Source organism: Fulvivirga sediminis (assembly GCF_016757215.1).
GTDB classification, from domain to species: Bacteria; Bacteroidota; Bacteroidia; order Cytophagales; family Cyclobacteriaceae; genus Fulvivirga; species Fulvivirga sediminis.
Genome location: NZ_JAESIY010000002.1, coordinates 584,615 through 601,829, shown reverse-complemented (window position 1 = coordinate 601,829; position 17,215 = coordinate 584,615). Strand labels below are relative to the sequence as shown.

Annotated in this window: 18 protein-coding genes and 1 tRNA gene; 16 read left to right on the top strand and 3 right to left on the bottom strand. The window is 36.6% G+C overall.

Features of this window, described 5'->3' with window-relative positions:
* The first annotated feature begins 77 nt into the window (after positions 1-77).
* Both JL102_RS05830 and JL102_RS05825 read left to right on the top strand, forming a co-directional pair.
* Entirely contained in the window at positions 78-1,001 is a 924-nt protein-coding gene (locus tag JL102_RS05830; RefSeq protein WP_202243299.1) for a glycosyltransferase family 2 protein, read from the top strand.
* Positions 998-2,182 carry a glycosyltransferase family 4 protein gene (locus tag JL102_RS05825; RefSeq protein ID WP_202243298.1) on the top strand — a complete coding sequence of 395 codons (1,185 nt, stop codon included), beginning with the start codon at positions 998-1,000 and terminating at the stop codon, positions 2,180-2,182. Before JL102_RS05830 ends, JL102_RS05825 begins: the two co-directional genes overlap by 4 nt.
* A 19-nt stretch (positions 2,183-2,201) precedes the next feature.
* Here JL102_RS05825 and ruvC read toward each other — a convergent pair whose 3' ends face one another.
* Positions 2,202-2,768, bottom strand: a complete 567-nt coding sequence (gene ruvC, locus JL102_RS05820) for a crossover junction endodeoxyribonuclease RuvC (protein ID WP_202243297.1) — start codon at positions 2,766-2,768, stop codon at positions 2,202-2,204.
* Between the two features lie 17 nt (positions 2,769-2,785).
* Here ruvC and JL102_RS05815 point away from each other — a divergent pair, with 17 nt between their 5' ends.
* The 13 genes from JL102_RS05815 to JL102_RS05755 all read left to right on the top strand — a co-directional run bounded on the left by JL102_RS05815 (position 2,786) and on the right by JL102_RS05755 (position 13,648).
* The gene (locus JL102_RS05815) at positions 2,786-3,721 is read left to right on the top strand and encodes a hypothetical protein (RefSeq protein WP_202243296.1); all 936 of its coding nucleotides are present in this window, start codon (positions 2,786-2,788) and stop codon (positions 3,719-3,721) included.
* A 1-nt stretch (position 3,722) separates the two neighbouring features.
* Positions 3,723-4,832 (top strand): glycosyltransferase, encoded by a 1,110-nt coding sequence (locus tag JL102_RS05810; protein ID WP_202243295.1) that lies wholly within the window; start codon positions 3,723-3,725, stop codon positions 4,830-4,832.
* On the top strand, positions 4,798-6,117 hold the full coding sequence (locus tag JL102_RS05805; protein WP_237390411.1) for a PP2C family protein-serine/threonine phosphatase: 1,320 nt from the start codon (positions 4,798-4,800) through the stop codon (positions 6,115-6,117). The genes JL102_RS05810 and JL102_RS05805 overlap by 35 nt, the downstream gene beginning before the upstream one ends.
* A 5-nt stretch (positions 6,118-6,122) precedes the next feature.
* Positions 6,123-6,746, top strand: coding sequence for a polysaccharide deacetylase family protein (locus tag JL102_RS05800; protein ID WP_202243294.1), 624 nt, complete (start codon positions 6,123-6,125; stop codon positions 6,744-6,746).
* Positions 6,743-7,837 (top strand): glycosyltransferase, encoded by a 1,095-nt coding sequence (locus JL102_RS05795; protein WP_202243293.1) that lies wholly within the window; start codon positions 6,743-6,745, stop codon positions 7,835-7,837. The genes JL102_RS05800 and JL102_RS05795 overlap by 4 nt, the downstream gene beginning before the upstream one ends.
* Before the next feature lie 49 nt (positions 7,838-7,886).
* Entirely contained in the window at positions 7,887-8,657 is a 771-nt protein-coding gene (locus JL102_RS05790; RefSeq protein WP_202243292.1) for a TatD family hydrolase, read from the top strand.
* The gene (locus JL102_RS05785) at positions 8,654-9,727 is read left to right on the top strand and encodes an asparaginase (protein ID WP_202243291.1); all 1,074 of its coding nucleotides are present in this window, start codon (positions 8,654-8,656) and stop codon (positions 9,725-9,727) included. Before JL102_RS05790 ends, JL102_RS05785 begins: the two co-directional genes overlap by 4 nt.
* A gap of 85 nt (positions 9,728-9,812) precedes the next feature.
* Positions 9,813-9,900 (top strand) — tRNA-Ser (locus JL102_RS05780).
* A 152-nt stretch (positions 9,901-10,052) separates the two neighbouring features.
* Positions 10,053-10,832 (top strand): MotA/TolQ/ExbB proton channel family protein, encoded by a 780-nt coding sequence (locus JL102_RS05775; RefSeq protein WP_394369232.1) that lies wholly within the window; start codon positions 10,053-10,055, stop codon positions 10,830-10,832.
* 40 nt (positions 10,833-10,872) lie between these two features.
* Positions 10,873-11,199: a hypothetical protein gene (locus JL102_RS05770; RefSeq protein ID WP_202243289.1), complete on the top strand. Its 327-nt coding sequence runs from the start codon at positions 10,873-10,875 to the stop codon at positions 11,197-11,199.
* Entirely contained in the window at positions 11,199-11,783 is a 585-nt protein-coding gene (locus tag JL102_RS05765) for an ExbD/TolR family protein (protein WP_202243288.1), read from the top strand. The genes JL102_RS05770 and JL102_RS05765 overlap by 1 nt, the downstream gene beginning before the upstream one ends.
* A gap of 11 nt (positions 11,784-11,794) precedes the next feature.
* Entirely contained in the window at positions 11,795-12,256 is a 462-nt protein-coding gene (locus JL102_RS05760; protein WP_202243287.1) for an ExbD/TolR family protein, read from the top strand.
* Positions 12,257-12,331: 75 nt separating this feature from the next.
* Complete coding sequence (locus JL102_RS05755; RefSeq protein ID WP_202243286.1) at positions 12,332-13,648, top strand: MFS transporter; 1,317 nt, start codon at positions 12,332-12,334, stop codon at positions 13,646-13,648.
* Here the strand turns inward: JL102_RS05755 and JL102_RS05750 are convergent, their stop codons facing one another.
* Positions 13,649-15,442: an SLC13 family permease gene (locus JL102_RS05750; RefSeq protein WP_202243285.1), complete on the bottom strand. Its 1,794-nt coding sequence runs from the start codon at positions 15,440-15,442 to the stop codon at positions 13,649-13,651. It lies immediately after the preceding gene.
* Positions 15,443-15,526: 84 nt separating this feature from the next.
* On the opposite strand from JL102_RS05750, the gene JL102_RS05745 reads away from it, so the two are divergent.
* A complete protein-coding gene (locus tag JL102_RS05745; RefSeq protein ID WP_202243284.1) occupies positions 15,527-15,970 on the top strand; it encodes a type I restriction enzyme HsdR N-terminal domain-containing protein in 444 nt (147 codons plus the stop codon).
* A gap of 65 nt (positions 15,971-16,035) precedes the next feature.
* Here JL102_RS05745 and ald read toward each other — a convergent pair whose 3' ends face one another.
* The gene (gene ald / locus JL102_RS05740; RefSeq protein ID WP_202243283.1) at positions 16,036-17,151 is read right to left on the bottom strand and encodes an alanine dehydrogenase; all 1,116 of its coding nucleotides are present in this window, start codon (positions 17,149-17,151) and stop codon (positions 16,036-16,038) included.
* Positions 17,152-17,215 lie beyond the last annotated feature (64 nt).

Genomic DNA, 17,215 nt, shown 5'->3' with positions numbered 1-17,215 from the left:
TTCTGTAAAATGCAAAATTATAATAAGTTTGTAGTATGCCAGTAATCTCAGGTTAAATTTATCTTTACTAGTAAATAATGAATAGTCTTTTATCTTTATATGCTATTGTAGTTTGCTATAATGGCAAGCGATGGCTTGAAAAATGTCTTACTAGCTTACAAGTTAGTGAGTATCCGGTTTCAATTATAGTTGTGGATAATGATTCTACTGATGGAAGCGTTGAGCTAATAAAGCAATATTTTCCAGATGTTAAACTAATACAAAGCAAAGTTAATTTAGGCTTTGGGAAAGCTAATAATTTAGGAATAAAGTATGCGTTATCTGAAAAAGCTGATTTCATATTCTTATTAAACCAAGATGCTTGGGTAAGAAAAGACTGCATAGGCAAGTTGTTGGATTGCTTTCGAAGAAATCAAAAGGCAGGCATTGTTAGTCCAGTTCAGATGGATGGATCAGGTACGGCAATTGACTATAAGTTCAAGCAGCATGTGTCTAAATATTTGTTAGAAGGTGATATTTCTTCGCTTGAAAAGGAGTCTACCAATACAACTGCTGAGGTGGCATTCGTAAACGCTGCAGCTTGGTTAATTAAATCTGAGTGCATTCGACAGGTAGGTGGTTTTAATCCATTATTCCCACATTATGGAGAGGATAATGAGTATGCAGGTAGAATTCATTATCATGGTTACAAATTGTATGTGCAAGCAGGAGCGTTGATTAATCATGATAGGGATCAAAAGGAGGATCATTTTGGGTATTTAGTTTGGAAGAACAGAGAATATGTATCCTTTATGAAGCACCTTTTAAATATTAATAAATCTTATTTGTCATGTTTGTGGGTGTGTATTGATAAGTTTTCTAGAGAGGTGGTTTACTTCACCATAAAAGGTAGATTGGCTCATGTCTTTGGTGAAATAGTAGCTTCTTTTAAGGTATTGTTTAGTTTGAGTACTTTGAAAAGGAATAGGGAGAACGCTAAAAAGCAAGGAGCATTTTTATGACGATTGGGATGTTTTTAGATACTGCTTTTCCCCCAGATTCAAGGGTGGAGAATGAGGCAGTTAGTTTGATAGATCAAGGACACGATGTGTATTTATTTTCTTTCAACTATGATAAAAGAAAAAAAGAAGATATAATAAATGGAATCCAAGTTAGAAGGTACGATGCAGGTAAGCTTATATACAAGCTGTCTGCTTTAGCTTATACTTTTCCTTTTTTTCGTATGCTTGTACAAAGGAAGATATCACATTTTATTGAAACTGTAAAACCAGAAGTAATTCACATTCATGATATGGTACTGGCAGAAGCTGTTTTTAAAGTGAATGAAAAATTCAATTTACCGGTAGTACTTGATCTTCATGAAAATAGACCTGTGATAATGCAAGAATATTCTCACCTAAAAACCTTTCCTGGTAAATATTTAATTGATGTTCGGAAATGGCAGCATAAGCAGGAAGAGTTTATTGAGAGAGCTAATAGGGTAGTCTTAGTAACTAAAGAAGCAAAAGAAGAAGCCCTAACCTATAAGGTTACGGATAAGCAAAAGTTTGTAGTATTGCCCAATACTATTCATCTGGATATTTTTAAGAAATATCCGATTGATTCAGGTATTACTAAAAGATTTAAAGGGCGTTTTAATATTGTCTACACAGGGGATACTGGTTTAAGAAGAGGAACAGACACGGCTATAGAGGCAATTAATATTTTAAAGGATAATATACCTGAGATTCATTTGATTCTGGTTGGCAGGAATACGGAAGATCAAGTGCTAAAAGAAATGGTTAATAGCATGTCTTTACATGGTTATGTTAGTTTTGAAGGATGGCAAGATGTGTCTCTATTTCCTTCATACATAGATGTGGCAGATGTTTGTATTTCACCGCTAAAGAGAAACCTTCATCATGATACTACTTTTGCCAATAAAATATTTCAGTATATGGCTATGGAAAAAGCATTATTGGTATCAGATTGTCCTGCGCAGGAGAATGTTATCTTATCAGAAAATTGTGGTTTGATACATGAAGCCAATAATGCCGATGATATGGCAGATAAGATTAAAAGATTATACAATGATCCTGAATTAAGATTTTCATTAGGCAAGAATGCGATAGAAGCTGTTTTTGCCAGATGGAATTGGGATATAACTAAGAAGGAGCTTATAGCTATGTATGATAGTCTTTGATTATAGTTAGAATATTTCATTACTTCACCCTACCCGGATTGTCATTAATGAAGGCTTTCCAGCTTTTGGCCTTTTGGGTTTGATTGCCATTTTGAAAGTGATGGCAAACAGCTACGGCTAGTGCATCGGTAGCATCTAAGAGCTTAGGCATTTCTTTAAAGTTAAGTAAAGTCATGAGCATATTGGCCACTTGTTCTTTTGAGGCATTGCCATTACTGGTTACAGATTGTTTTACTTTTTTAGGAGCATACTCGGTAATAGGAATTTCTCTGGCAAGGGCAGCAGCCATGGCCACGCCTTGAGCTCGTCCTAGTTTAAGCATCGATTGTACGTTTTTGCCATAAAAAGGGGCTTCCAGAGCAACTTCATCGGGAGTATAGTCTTCTATTAAACTGCTTACTCTTTCATATATTTTTTTTAATTTAAGCTCATGGCCAGCATACTTACTCAGGTGTATCACACCAAACTGTAAAAGTTCTATGGCTTGCCCTTTTACGGTGATTAAACCGTAGCCCATCACATTAGTGCCAGGATCTAGACCTAAAATTATTCTTTCGCTTTCTTTTTTTTTCTCTAATTTGCTCACTGGTGCAATTTAGGTATATGGCGTGGGTTAAAAAAGCTTCGGCTAAGGATATAGCTTGGTTTGGAGCTAAGCTAGTAGTAATAATAGGTATAGTCACATTTATTTTTTTTAAGCTAAAGGATAATCAGCTTGAGTTGAAGAGAGCACTGAGTTATTTGGCTTTGAGTTTTAAGAATGCTCCTTTTACTATGATATTACTCATATTGCTTATGCCACTAAACTGGGCATTAGAGGCTGTAAAGTGGAAGTTGCTGGTAGGAGCGTATCAAAATGTAAAATTTGTAAATGCCTTTAAAGGAGTGCTCTTGGGGCTCAGTCTAAGCTTTATTACACCACATGGTATTGGAGATTATTTCGGAAGAATAATCACTCTGAATACTGAAAATAGGATGCAGTATATCGGAAGTATCCTCATTGGGAGGGTTTGCCAAATGGTACCTACGCTACTTTTTGGAATCATCGGAGTACATTATATTTGGTTTCAAGGACAACTTTATTTGGCTGTTTTATTGGTTATAATAATTGGTTTTATTCTACTTTTCAGAACCCATATATTTAAATATGTGTCTAAATACAGTTTGTTTAATCAGTTTTTTGGAGCAATAAAATATTATTCAAGAGGCCTCCTGTTATTAGTGATGGGTGTTTCTATACTACGTTATGCCGTGTTTTGTTCACAGTTTTTGATTTTGATAAACCTATTTATACCTCAACTTAGCACCAAAATACAGTTTGCCGGTGTTACCTGGATTTTTCTGGCAAAGTCTGTAATCCCTACATTTAATTTTTTGAGTGACTTGGGTGTTCGAGAGTTTTCTGCTATGTATTTTTTTGAAAAATATCAGGTGGATTTAACCATGGTTTTTAGTGCCAGTATCGGAATCTGGATGCTTAATATTTTACTGCCCACTCTGCTTGCCACTCCACTTATTTTTAAAGCCAAGCGTCCATAATATGTTAGCAATAGCCGGGGTTATAATATTGTATAATTGTTTATTGCTGATTATTCTTTTGGCTTGGAATAGTATAAAAATCAAGCAAGACTATAAAAAGCAGTCGGTAGTTAAGTTTAGCGTTATCATTCCTTTCAGAAATGAAGCGAAACGCTTACAAGGACTTTTACATTCATTTAAGAATCTTAATTATAATAAGGATCATTTTGAAATCATTTTTATCAATGATCATTCTACAGATAGTTCAGTTTCTGTCGTTGCTGATTTCGCAAAGAGTAGCGCTTTGAATGTAAGTCAATATAATTTACAGGAAGAACATGGTAAAAAGGCTGCTATTAGGTTGGGAATTAGTAACTCTTCATATGATTACATTATCACTACCGATGCCGATTGCAGTTTCGAGCCGGGTTGGTTGCAGAGTTATGCTCAGCAATATGTTATTACTGGAGATGTACTTGTGTTTGGTCCCGTTACGTTTTATAATGAAAGTACTTTTTTTGAAAAATTGCAGACCATAGAATTTGCCAGCCTTATAGGCACCGGTGCAGCAAGCTTACAATTGAAAAAACCTAATATGTGCAACGGCGCTAATTTTAGTTTCAAAAAAGAAGCCTTTTATCAAGTAGGAGGATATGAAGGAAATGAGCAGTTGGCCAGTGGAGACGACGAGTTTTTAATGCATAAAATATATAATTTCTATGAAGGTGGCGTTTCTTTTAATAAAGACCAAGATGCCATAGTAAAGACGTTGCCATTAAGAGGTTGGAGAGAGTTTTATCATCAAAGAAAAAGATGGGCAAGTAAATGGAAAAAATATACTCGGTTTTCTACCATTCTCACAGCCCTATTTGTGGCTGCAGCTAACCTGGCAGTATTGATAGGTGTAGCATTGGTGATAATCAATTTTGAAGGGTACAGTTGGCTGCTATTTCCTTTGTTGTTGAAGGTTTTTCTGGAAGGATTATTTATTGGGAGGGTAATGTTTTTTTTTAAAAAGTCTTTCAATGTATTCCATTTCATTGTTTTGGAATTATCTTATCCTGTGTATGCACTATTTTTCGGAATAGCTGCTAACTTTGGCACTTACATCTGGAAGGATAGAAGGCACTGACCTCAATTCTCTTTTAATCCCGAATTTACTATCTTGTGAATGGTGGGCGAAGGCATATAACTATATGGAGACATTATCTTTACAAAATAAATATAACCTAAAAGAGCTGGAGCTTAATGCCCTGTTGGAAATCACCCAGGCCATTAATAATAACCTTCCGGAGAGGTCATTATATAAAATCTATGATTTCACATTAAGAGCTAATCTCAATATTAGAAGATTAGCGCTCTACGTGTTGGATGAGGAATGGGGGTGCAAAGTAAGCTATGGCACCTCTAAGGAATGCTTTGATACGCCATTGCCTGAAGAGTTTTTAGAGCTAAATGCGGTGAGTGCCATCGTTAGAGGAAGAGATGATATATTTAGCGAGTTCGAATACATAGTGCCCGTGTCTCATAAATCATCTATTCTGGCACTGGTTTTTGTGGGTGATATAGAAGAGGATGATGAGGAGATGAATAGAAGCAGCATGCGTTTTATCCAGGCTCTCAGTAACATCATTATAGTGGCCATTGAAAATAAAAAACTGGCCCGTCATCAATTAGAGCAAGAGGCCTTGAGAAAAGAGCTTGAAATCGCAAGTGATGTACAGCAGTTTCTTTTTCCTGAAAAACTGCCCTATGGCATCCGACTTAAGGTAGAAGCAAGTTACTTGCCTCATGATAGAGTGGGGGGAGATTATTACGATTATATTCCTATTAACAAGAATCAATTTCTTATATGCATTGCTGATGTATCAGGAAAGGGCATACCAGCAGCATTAATGATGTCTAACTTTCAGGCATCTTTACATACTCTCATTAGGCAGACAGGCAATTTGAGAGAAATTGTTAATGAACTAAACTATCATGTACTGGAGAATGCAAAAGGGGAGAAGTTTATCACTTTTTTTGCTGCTATTTATGATCATACCTTAAAGACTCTTATCTATGTTAATTCTGGGCACAACCCGCCTATGTTGGTGGATAAGAAGGGAAATATCCAGCTGTTAGAAGATGGATCTACCGTGCTCGGAGCTATTCATCCATTACCTTTTCTTAATGAAGGTTTTATAACTGATTTGGATGAGTTTCTTTTGTTTTGCTATACCGATGGTGTAACAGAAACGGAGAGCGAAGCAGGAGAGGAGTTTGGTATGCAGCGATTGATGGAGTACTTTCAGAAGCATGGTGATAGAGATTTGAAGAGAATTCATCAGGATATTATTATAGACTTAGATAACTTCAAAGGAAAGAATGGTTATCGTGATGATATTACTATGCTATCTTGTAGAATAGAACCCTGAAAAATATGTTTTTGCATAAAACACCTTTGGCTCTTAAGTGGATCTACCCGCAACTAACTTGGTCCGTCCCTTCAAAAGAAAAGGTACTTTATTTAACATTTGATGATGGTCCCATTCCTATCTTAACGGAGTTCGTCATTGATACCTTAGATCAGTTTAACGCTAAAGCCACTTTTTTTTGTGTAGGAGATAATATCAGAAAGCATCCTGAAATAGCCCAGAAGACTTTAGAGGCTGGCCATACGCTAGGGAACCACACCTATAACCATCTTAATGGCTGGGAAAATGATTCTGAGGTGTACATAGAGAACGTACAAAAGTGCCAGGAGCAACTAAAAACTATGAATGTTGATTCTCACCTCTTAAGGCCACCCTATGGAAGAATAGCCCGAAAACAGATTTCTAAGTTAAAGAGTGTATATAATATAATCATGTGGGATGTGCTCACAGGTGATTTTAGTAAAAATATAGCGCCTGAAGATTGTCTCAAAAACAGTATTCGATCTACTAGAAAGGGGTCCATTGTCCTTTTTCATGATAACATTAAGGCAGAAAACAACATGAAATATGCTCTTCCAAGGTACTTGGAGCACTTTTCAAAAGAAGGGTATCTTTTTAAGGCTTTATGATTCTTACCATTATCTCCCTGCTTTTTGTCACAGGAGCCGTTTTATGTGTTGATTTACTTTTGATTATTTTATGGAAGCCGGAAGGGAACAGTCTTGCAAAATATGTATCTAAAGAATGCCCTAAAGTTTCAGTATTGGTGGCCGCCAGAAATGAGCAAGCTACATTAGAACGATGTATCAATGCATTATTAGAATTGGAATACCCAACTACTCAACTCGAAATTTTCATAGGAAACGATCATTCTACAGATAGTACTTTAGAAATAGCGCAATCTTATGCTAATAAATATGAGCATATTTCAGTAGTAGATATTCAGGGAAACCTGGGGCATGCTAGAGGAAAGGCTAATGTGTTAGCTCACTTGGCTAACCTGGCTAGTGGTGACTTTCTATTTATTACGGATGCAGACGTGGCCGTTCCCCACGGTTGGATAAAAGGAATGCTGCAGGGATTTAAAAATAACAAAGTAGCTATAGTTACGGGAGTAACAGGCATTGAAAATTCTTTTTATCAGGATACAGACTGGCTTTTTGCTCTTGGTATGGTCAAAGTGATCACAGATTTAGGTCAGCCGGTAACTTGTATGGGAAATAATATGGCTATTTCTAAAGAAGCATATATGTCAGTAGGGGGCTATGAAAACATACCTTTTAGTATTACCGAAGATTTTGAGTTATTCAAACAGGTGAGAAAGAAAAAATATGATGTAGTTCAATTATATAGAAACGATGTCTTTGGGCTTTCTTTACCTGCTGCAAATATTCATCAGATTTTAAACCAGCGAAAGCGTTGGATGAAAGGAGCGGTGCAATTGCCATTTCCAATAGTAAGCTTATTGGCATTACAGGCTATTTATTACCCGGCTATTGTATTATTGCTATGCTTGGTACCGCTATACGGAATAATTTTGGCTCTCTTAAAAATATTCCTTCAGTCTTATTTTATCAGGAAAGCACAAATTACTCTTCATAAAAAGCCGATTAATTTAAAATTCATAAAATATGAAGCCTATTCTTTACTGCTTTCTATGGCTTCGTCAATTTTCTATTTGTTGCCTATAAAAACAGTGTGGAAAGGCCGGAAATATTAACTTTGGAAAATGTGACTTTTTAAAACCTTTAAAATTATAGAAATAGAATATGTCTGAATTTGTTGACAGTCATGCGCATATCTACTCAGATAAGTTTAAAAATGACTTTGCTGATGTAATGGAAAGAGCATTTGAAGAGAAAGTAAATAAGATATACATGCCTAATATAGATCATACTTCTATAGATGCTATGCTGGAAATGGAAAATAAGTACCCTGAAAATTGCTTTGCAATGATGGGACTTCACCCTTGTTCAGTAGATCATAAGTTTGAAAAGGAACTTTATATTATAGAGGAGTGGCTGGGGAAAAGGAAGTTTTGTGCAGTGGGAGAGATAGGCACAGATTTGTACTGGGATAAAGCCTATTGGGAACAGCAACAAGAAGCCTTTAAGATACAAGTAGAGTGGGCTAAGAAATATGAGACTCCTATAGTTATACATTGCCGAGAGTCTATTGACGAGACAATAAAGCTGGTGGAGGAGTTGAAAGATGAAAGGTTGACAGGCGTGTTTCATTGTTTTGCAGGTTCTTTGGAACAGGCAAAAAGAATAACTGATTTGGGTTTTTACCTCGGGATAGGTGGTGTAGCCACTTTTAAAAATGGAGGGATGGACAAAACCCTGCCAGATATGAGTCTGGATAATTTATTATTAGAAACCGACTGTCCTTATCTGGCACCTGTGCCACACAGAGGTGAAAGGAATGAGCCCTCTTTTATCCCTCTAATAGCGCAAAGAGTGGCTGACCTAATGGTTTGCGATATAGAAAAAGTAGCTGAGGTAACTACAGCAAATGCTAAAAAATTATTTGGTATATGAAAGCATACTCAAAAGTAGAGATCATCACTTCGGCTATTAAGCAGCCAGAATCTTCTATATTAATAATATATACAGGTGGTACTTTAGGAATGGTTCATGATAAAAACGGAGCCTTAGTGCCTTTTGATTTTAGCTCTATTTTAGATCATGTCCCATCGTTGAGGCATTTGGAGCTAAATCTTACTGTTATATCATTCGAGAATCCCATTGATTCATCTAACATAAACCCTTCTGACTGGCAGCTTATAGGTCAGATTATTTACGACTTTTATAATGAATTCGATGGTTTCGTGGTACTTCATGGTACTGATACCATGTCCTTTACGGCATCGGCCTTGAGTTTTATGTTGGAAAATCTGAACAAGCCTGTGGTGTTTACCGGCGCACAGCTTCCTATATCTTCATTAAGGTCAGATGCGAGAGAAAATCTCATTACTGCATTAGAAATAGCCTCATCTAAAAAAGATGGGAAGCCGATCATTTCGGAAGTAGCCATTTATTTTGACTATGTATTATTACGTGCTAATAGGTCAAAAAAGGTTGAAAGCCTTCATTTTGATGCGTTTGAATCAGAAAATTATCCTTTATTGGCAGAGGCGGGCGTAGAAATTAACTACAATGAAGCTGTAATCATGCCTTTTCATAGTGAAAAAGAAGTAATATTACACAATAAGTTTGATCATAGAGTAGTTATACTGAAGTTATACCCAGGTATAAACGCAGAAGCTGTAAAGGCTATTATTGAAATACCTGGATTGAGAGGGATTGTTATGGAGACGTTTGGCTCAGGTAATGCCCCTACTTCAAGTTGGTTTATTGAATTATTAGAGGAAGCTATTAGCAGGGATATAGTCATTTTGAATGTATCTCAGTGCCCAGGAGGCAGAGTAGTGCAAGGAAGATATGATACTAGCCAACAATTACAGAAGATTGGTGTTATTGAAGGGGCTGATTTAACAATGGAGGCAGCTATTACAAAGATGATGTTAATATTGGGAGAGGAGCAAGACATGGAGAATATAAGAAAAAGATTAATGGACCCAATAAGTGGGGAATTAACCCAGTATTAAAGATTATTAAATTTATTGTATTCTTGCATAAAGTGATTTTTATTGATTTATTTGTGCTTCTGTGGAGCAAAAGGCTCTGCAAACTAGAGAGGTGACCGAGTGGTTGAAGGTGCTCGCCTGGAAAGTGAGTGTGCCCCAAAAGGGTACCGGGGGTTCGAATCCCTTCCTCTCTGCTATATTCTTTGAAACTTTTATCTAACTTTAAACTATAAATTGTAATCGTTAAACAATCTCTGCAAACTGAGAAATATTTAAAACTTGAATTATGAAAAAACTATTTACATTACTGGCGCTAGTGGGGGTTCTTACTCTTGGTAATCATGCTATGGCTCAAGAAGAGTCTACAGACATGGACACATCGTCAACTACAGTTGACTCTGCTGCTGCTGAAACTACGGTTGAAGAAGAAACTGTAGAAGAAGTAGAGCCTGTGGCAGAAGAAGTAGAGGAAGCTACCGAAGACCAGTCTTTCCACCAAGTAATAAAAGATCAATTCATACAAGGTGGTGTTGAGTGGATGACGCCAGTATTAATTTGTTTGATTTTAGGTTTAGCGATCGCTATCGAGCGAATCATTACGCTAAACATGGCTACTACTAACACTGACAAGCTTTTAGCTAACGTAGAAGATGCTTTAGCTTCAGGTGGTGTTGAGGCTGCTAAAGAAGTAACCAGAAATACAAGAGGTCCTGTGGCATCTATCTTTACTCAAGGGTTAATGAGAATGTCAGAAGGTATCGAAATGGTTGAAAAATCAATTATCGCTTATGGTTCTGTAGAAATGGGACGATTAGAAAAAGGTCTAGTTTGGATCTCTCTTTTCATCGCCTTGGCTCCGATGCTTGGATTTACAGGTACTGTAATTGGTATGATTGGTGCATTCGACTCTATCCAGGCTGCTGGTGATATCTCTCCTCAAATTGTTGCTCAAGGTATTAAAGTAGCGTTATTAACTACAGTAGCTGGTCTATTTGTTGGTATTATCCTTCAAGTATTCTATAACTACTTAGTTTCTAAAATTGATTCTTTGGTGAACCAAATGGAAGATGCTTCTATCACTTTGGTTGACTTACTAGTAAAGCATAAGCTTACAGGTAGAGCTTAATTTAAAGAATTAATTTTAGGTACTTAACTAAAGAAATTTTATGGAAACTTTTGTAGATATTGCACTTTGGGTGGCAATGGCAATGGTTGCAATAGCAGGTATCGCTGCTATAGTACTGCCTTTGATCAACTCATTCAGCAATCCTAAATCACTATTAAAAAGTGCGATAGGCGTAGTAGGAATAGCAGTGTTATTCCTTATTACATGGTCTGTTGCAGGAAGCGAAGTAACTAACCGATATATAGAATTTGGTGTAAACGAATCAATTTCTAAATTGGTAGGCGGAGTATTGCTACTCATGTATGCGCTATTTGGTATTGCGTGTGTAGGTATTGTAGTTACAGAAATTAATAAAGCACTTAAGTAATGGCTAAGAGACAAAGAGAAGAGCCGCAAATCAATTCAAGTTCGATGGCTGATATCGCCTTCTTACTATTGATCTTCTTCCTGGTCACCACTACTATAGCCAATGACAGAGGTCTTAGTCTCCAACTTCCACCAAATCCAGATGATATTGTGGATGTGGATATTAAGATTCCGGAAAGAAATCTTTTTAAGATTTTGGTGAACTCCTCTGATAAATTATTGGTGGAAGGTGAGCCTTTGGAAGATGTAACTAAAATTAGAGAAATGATTAAGGAATTCGTTCTTAACAACGGACGAGATCCTAAAAGCTCTGATAGCCCGAAAGATGCCATCGTATCCTTTAAAACGGATAGAGGAACTAGTCAGCAGATGTTTATTAGTGTGTTAGACCAAGTTCAGGCTGCGTATTACGATATGTATGCTGAAAGAGTTGGTGTAACTAATGAGCAGTGGAGAGAGATATCTAATGATCTTTCCGATCCTGAGAATAAGAGATTATATGATAAAGGTAGAGGTTTGAAAAATGGTCAATTGGAATTTCCAATGAACATTTCGATAGCTGAGCCTTCAAAAACGTCAAACTAAGGAGGTAATTAATGTCAAAATTTAAGAAAAAAGCGAAAACCAAACAGGAAATTCCTACTTCTGCTTTGCCTGATATTATCTTCATGCTCTTATTCTTCTTTATGGTTACTACCGTAATGAGGGAGGTTACTGTAAATGTGAAGCAGAGAATTCCTGAAGCGACTCAGTTGAGAAAGCTTCAGAGAAAATCTTTGGTAAGCTATATTTACATCGGAGAGCCGAAAAAAGCTGGCGAATTTGGTACTGAACCAAAAATTCAAATTAATGATGCTTTTGCTGATCCAAAGGATATTATCCAATGGGTGAATGAGCAAAAGGATGAGTTAGATGAGAACGAAAGGGATCAGTTAACTATCGCTATGAAAGTAGATGAAGAGGCTAAAAGAGGTTTAGTTTCTGATGTTGAGTTGGAATTACGTAGAGCAAATGCACGTAAACTTCTTTACACTACTATTCAAAAGACAGAAGATTAGATAATTAATCTATATAAATAAGGAAGGGCTAATTGCTATATGCAGCTAGCCCTTTTTTTATTAATCTACCTAAATATGGAACTTAACAATCGTAAGATTATCAATGGTTGGTGCATGTATGACTGGGCTAACTCAGTTTACTCTTTGGTTATTACATCGGCTATTTTCCCTATCTACTATAATGCTGTTACCAGCTCAGCGGCACAAGGTGATACTGTGAATTTCTTGGGATTTGAAGTGGTTAATACAGTCCTTTATGCCTATTCACTTTCATTTTCATTCCTGTTTGTAGCTATAATCTTGCCTTTATTGTCGGGGATAGCTGATTATAGTGGGAAGAAGATGTTATTCATGAAGATATTTATGTATACCGGTGCTACAGCTTGTTTAGGATTATTCTTTTTTACAGGTAAGATGAATGTCGAGGTGGCTATCTTCTGCTCCATGCTAGCTAGTGTAGGCTATTCTGGTAGTTTAGTCTTTTATGATGCCTTTCTTCCCGAAATAACTACCGATGATCGTTTTGATAAAGTAAGTGCTAAGGGCTTTGCTTTGGGGTATGTTGGTAGTGTTATTTTGCTGATTCTAAATTTAGTAATGATTCAGAAATATGACTGGTTTGGCTTTTCTGATGAGGCAATGGCTACTAGAGTAAGCTTCTTAACAGTGGGAGCCTGGTGGATTTTATTTTCTCAAATTACTTTCAGTAGATTGCCAGATAATGTGTATCGTCGAGAGGCGAAAGGCAATATACTTACGGAAGGATATAGAGAATTGAGTATGGTATGGAAGAGCCTTGGACGCCAGTATTCTTTAAAAAGGTTTTTATGGGCTTTTCTTTTTTATAACATGGGGGTTCAGACGGTCATGTATATGGCGGCCACTTTTGGGTCAAAAGAATTACAGCTTCCATCTGATCAATTAATCATCACTGTACTGATTATACAACTAGTGGCTATTGGAGGGGCGTATTTGTTTGCATATATAAGCAAGATCAAAGGAAATAGGTTTTCCTTACTCATTATGGTAGGTATATGGGTTTTAATATGTGTGGGAGCATATTTTGTATATACGGCTACAGAATTTTTCATTTTAGCTTTCGTAGTGGGGTTAGTAATGGGAGGTATTCAATCCTTGTCTAGATCTACTTACGCTAAGCTTATTCCCGCTAATAGCATTGATCACGCCTCTTATTTTAGCTTTTATGATGTTACTTTCAATATCTCTATTGTGGTAGGAACAATGGCCTATGGTTTAATAGAGCAAATTACAGGCAATATGCGTAATAGTACCTTAGCACTAATGATCTTCTTTGTAATAGGTATTATTTTACTGTTTATGGTTCGTATACCAGCAAAGAGACATGAAAGCGAGGCACAAGAAGAGGTTTGATTATCTAATTAAGATATCCTTATAAAGCAGTATGATTACTGATAGTGCTATGCCTAAATAGATTAAAGTGATGGGTAATCCTATTTTTAAAAAATCCTTAAAATTATAACCACCAGGGCCATATATGATAAGGTTGGTCTGATAGCCGACAGGTGTAAGAAAGGCCGCAGAGGCGGAAAAAGCTAAGGCCAGGTAAAAAGGGTCTCCACTGATGCCAAGATCTGAACAAATGGCTAGTGTAAGTGGAAATGCGATAGATACGGCTCCTACATTAGTGATGAATGATGTGAGTAAAGTTGTAATAAGCATAATGCCTGCCATCAATGCAATTGGCCCATAAGGTTCTAGTAAGTTAATGGCATATTTGGCTGCAAATTCACCGGTTCCTGTATTAATAATGGCTTCTCCTAAGGCTAGGGAGAGGACTAATATAGAAACTAAGTTTACATCTAGATCTCTCTTGATGTTTTTCATTGAAATGAGTCGCATGCCTATCATTACTGTGAAAATAATTAGCAATGAAACGAACAAGGAGAATGCTCTGCTTATAGCGAGTGCTGCCACAATGGTAAGGAGTATAATGATCTTGTAATTTTGCTTTTGATCAGTTCCTATTTCCTTAGTTTCACCGGTAATCACATAGAGATCTTTGTATAAATCTACTCGGTCATTAAAGTCGGCTCCTACATACATAAGTAGCACATCTCCGGCTTTAATAGACATCCGGCCTATTTTTCCGCTTAGTTTTTCACCATTTCTATGCACTGCTATTACTGCAGCATCATAGCGCTCTCTAAAATTTGAGGACTTTATCGTTTTACCTATCAGGCTGCTATTGGCACTTACTACGCCTTCTACCACTTTTACCTTTCCGTTGCTTTGTGGCGAAAGTTTTTCAGGAAGGTGAACACCTATATCTGTAAGGGTCAGGTCTACAATGTTATCTGTATTCCCTGCAAAAATTAATACATCATTGGGCTGAATAATTTCTTTTGGTGTTACAGGTGATATAAGTTTTTCTCCTCTTACTATTTCTACAAGATAAACACCGTTTAGGTTTCTTAATCCTCCCTCAGAAATGCTTTTACCTATCAACGGGCTGTTTTCTGATAGTCGTTTCTCAATCAAATATTGCCTTTTGTTGGACTCAAATTTTTCAATAAAGTCCGTATGATTAGGTAGTAGTTTTTTGCTGAATAAAGCTAGGAAACCTATGCAGCATACCGCTACAGTGGATCCTACAATAAACAATGAGTTTGTATCTAAGCCGCCTATGCCGTGTTCAAGTAAAAAACCATTTAATACTAGCGTGGTAGATGTTCCTATTACGGTGATCATACCACCAATGATGGTGGAATAAGATAGTGGGATAAGAAGCTTAGAGGGAGATATTCCTCGTTGTTTACCCCAGTTGAATACATAAGGTGTAAGTAATACTACAACAGGAGTGTTATTTACAAAAGATGAAAGCAAAGCCACTTTACTCATCATAGAAAATAGAAACCCTCTATAGGTCTTGGCCCTACCGAAAATTTTATTTAAGAATATTTCTACATTAAAGTTACTGCGAACTCCAGCCGTAATTAATATGAGTAATACTACGCTGGCAATAGATTGATTAGAAAAACCATCTAGTACTTGTGAAGGTGTAATGATGCCAAAGATGATAAAAATAATGATGGCAAAAAGAAAACTCACTGAAGGCTTTACCAATTCCAGGTAAATGCTCACAAAAAGTAATAATATAACAGCTATTACAAAGTAGGGTTGAAAGGCTTCAGCAATGAGGTTCATAGTTCTCTCTAAGTTAAATCAGATTTTCCACTCTATTCATAGTTTTTTATGCAATGTGAAAATTGATTTAACTAATTTTGGTCGATGGTTGATTTAAATCTCCCCAAAATTGATTCTAATATTAGAAAAAGCGATGGGAAAGTTGAAATTTTTGATATAGTAAGAAAGAAATATGTTGCTCTAACCCCTGAAGAATGGGTTCGTCAACATTTTGTTCATTTTCTGGTGAATCAAAGAGGTTATTCTAAGGCGCTAATTAGAGTAGAATCTGGGTTAAAATATAATCAGAGGCAGAAACGCTCGGATATCTTAGTGCATGATAATAACGCTAAGCCACATTTGATAGTAGAATGTAAATCCTTTGATGTAAAAATAACTCAGGCAGGATTTGATCAGGTGGCTGTTTATAGTAAAAAGTTAAATGTAGAGTATTTGGTAGTTACTAATGGTATCAATCACTTTTGTTGTAAGCTGAATCCAGATACTAACAAAATGGATTTTGTTGATGATGTGCCTTATTGCAATTAGAAACTTAGGATATTAAAAAGGCTGTTTCATTAATAGAAACAGCCTTTTAAAAAGGGTATTGTTGTTTAGTTAAGGAAATTATCTACGCTTGTGTATGGTAGGTTGAAAGCTTCTCCTACTGCTTGATACACTATCTCTCCTTTTATTATGTTCAAGCCTAGTTTAAGCTCTAGATTTTCTTTACATGCTTTTTGCCATCCTTTATTGGCTAGTTGAAGAGCATAAGGTAAAGTCGCATTCGTTAGTGCCAGGGTAGAAGTGTAAGGTACAGCACCAGGCATGTTGGCTACACAGTAATGTAATACATCATCTATAACGTAAGTAGGATCTTGGTGTGTAGTAGGTTTACAAGTTTCTATACATCCACCTTGATCTACCGCTACGTCTACCAATACAGTTCCAGGTCTCATATCCTTAAGCATGTCCTTGGTGATAAGGTGTGGTGCTTTCGCGCCAGGTATAAGTACTGCACCTACAATCAGATCATGAGTACCGATTAATTCTCTTATATTATATTCATTAGACATGAATGTGTTCACGTTAGCAGGCATCACATCATCCAGGTATCTTAGTCTTGGTAGGTTGATGTCCATAATAGTAACATCCGCACCCATACCGGCGGCTATTTTTGCGGCATTGGTACCCACTACACCACCACCTAGTATCAATACTTTGGCAGGTCTTACTCCAGGCACACCTCCTAACAATATTCCACGACCCTTAAGCGGCTTTTCAAGATATTTAGCACCTTCTTGAATGGCCATTCTACCAGCTACTTCAGACATAGGAACTAATAGAGGTAAGCTTCTGTCTGCTTTTTCCACTGTTTCGTAAGCTAAGCATACAGACTTGCTCTCAACCATTGCCTTTGTCAAAGGTTCGTATGATGCAAAATGGAAATAGGTGAAAACCAATTGATTTTCTTTAATTAACGGATACTCAGCTTCAATAGGTTCTTTTACCTTCATGATCATCTCTGCGATATCATACACCTCTTCAATTGTAGGTAAAATGGAAGCACCTGCTGATACATATTCAGCATCTTCAAAACCACTTCCTAAACCAGCTGTAGATTGTACATATACAGTATGCCCTGCTTTTAATAATTCTTGGGCACCTGCCGGTGTAAGCGCTACGCGGTTTTCGTTGTTTTTAATCTCTTTAGGAACACCTATTATCATTTCAATAAACAGTTTAATAAGGGTTGCAAATATATTAATTAAGGTTACATAATCGGGCTGTTTG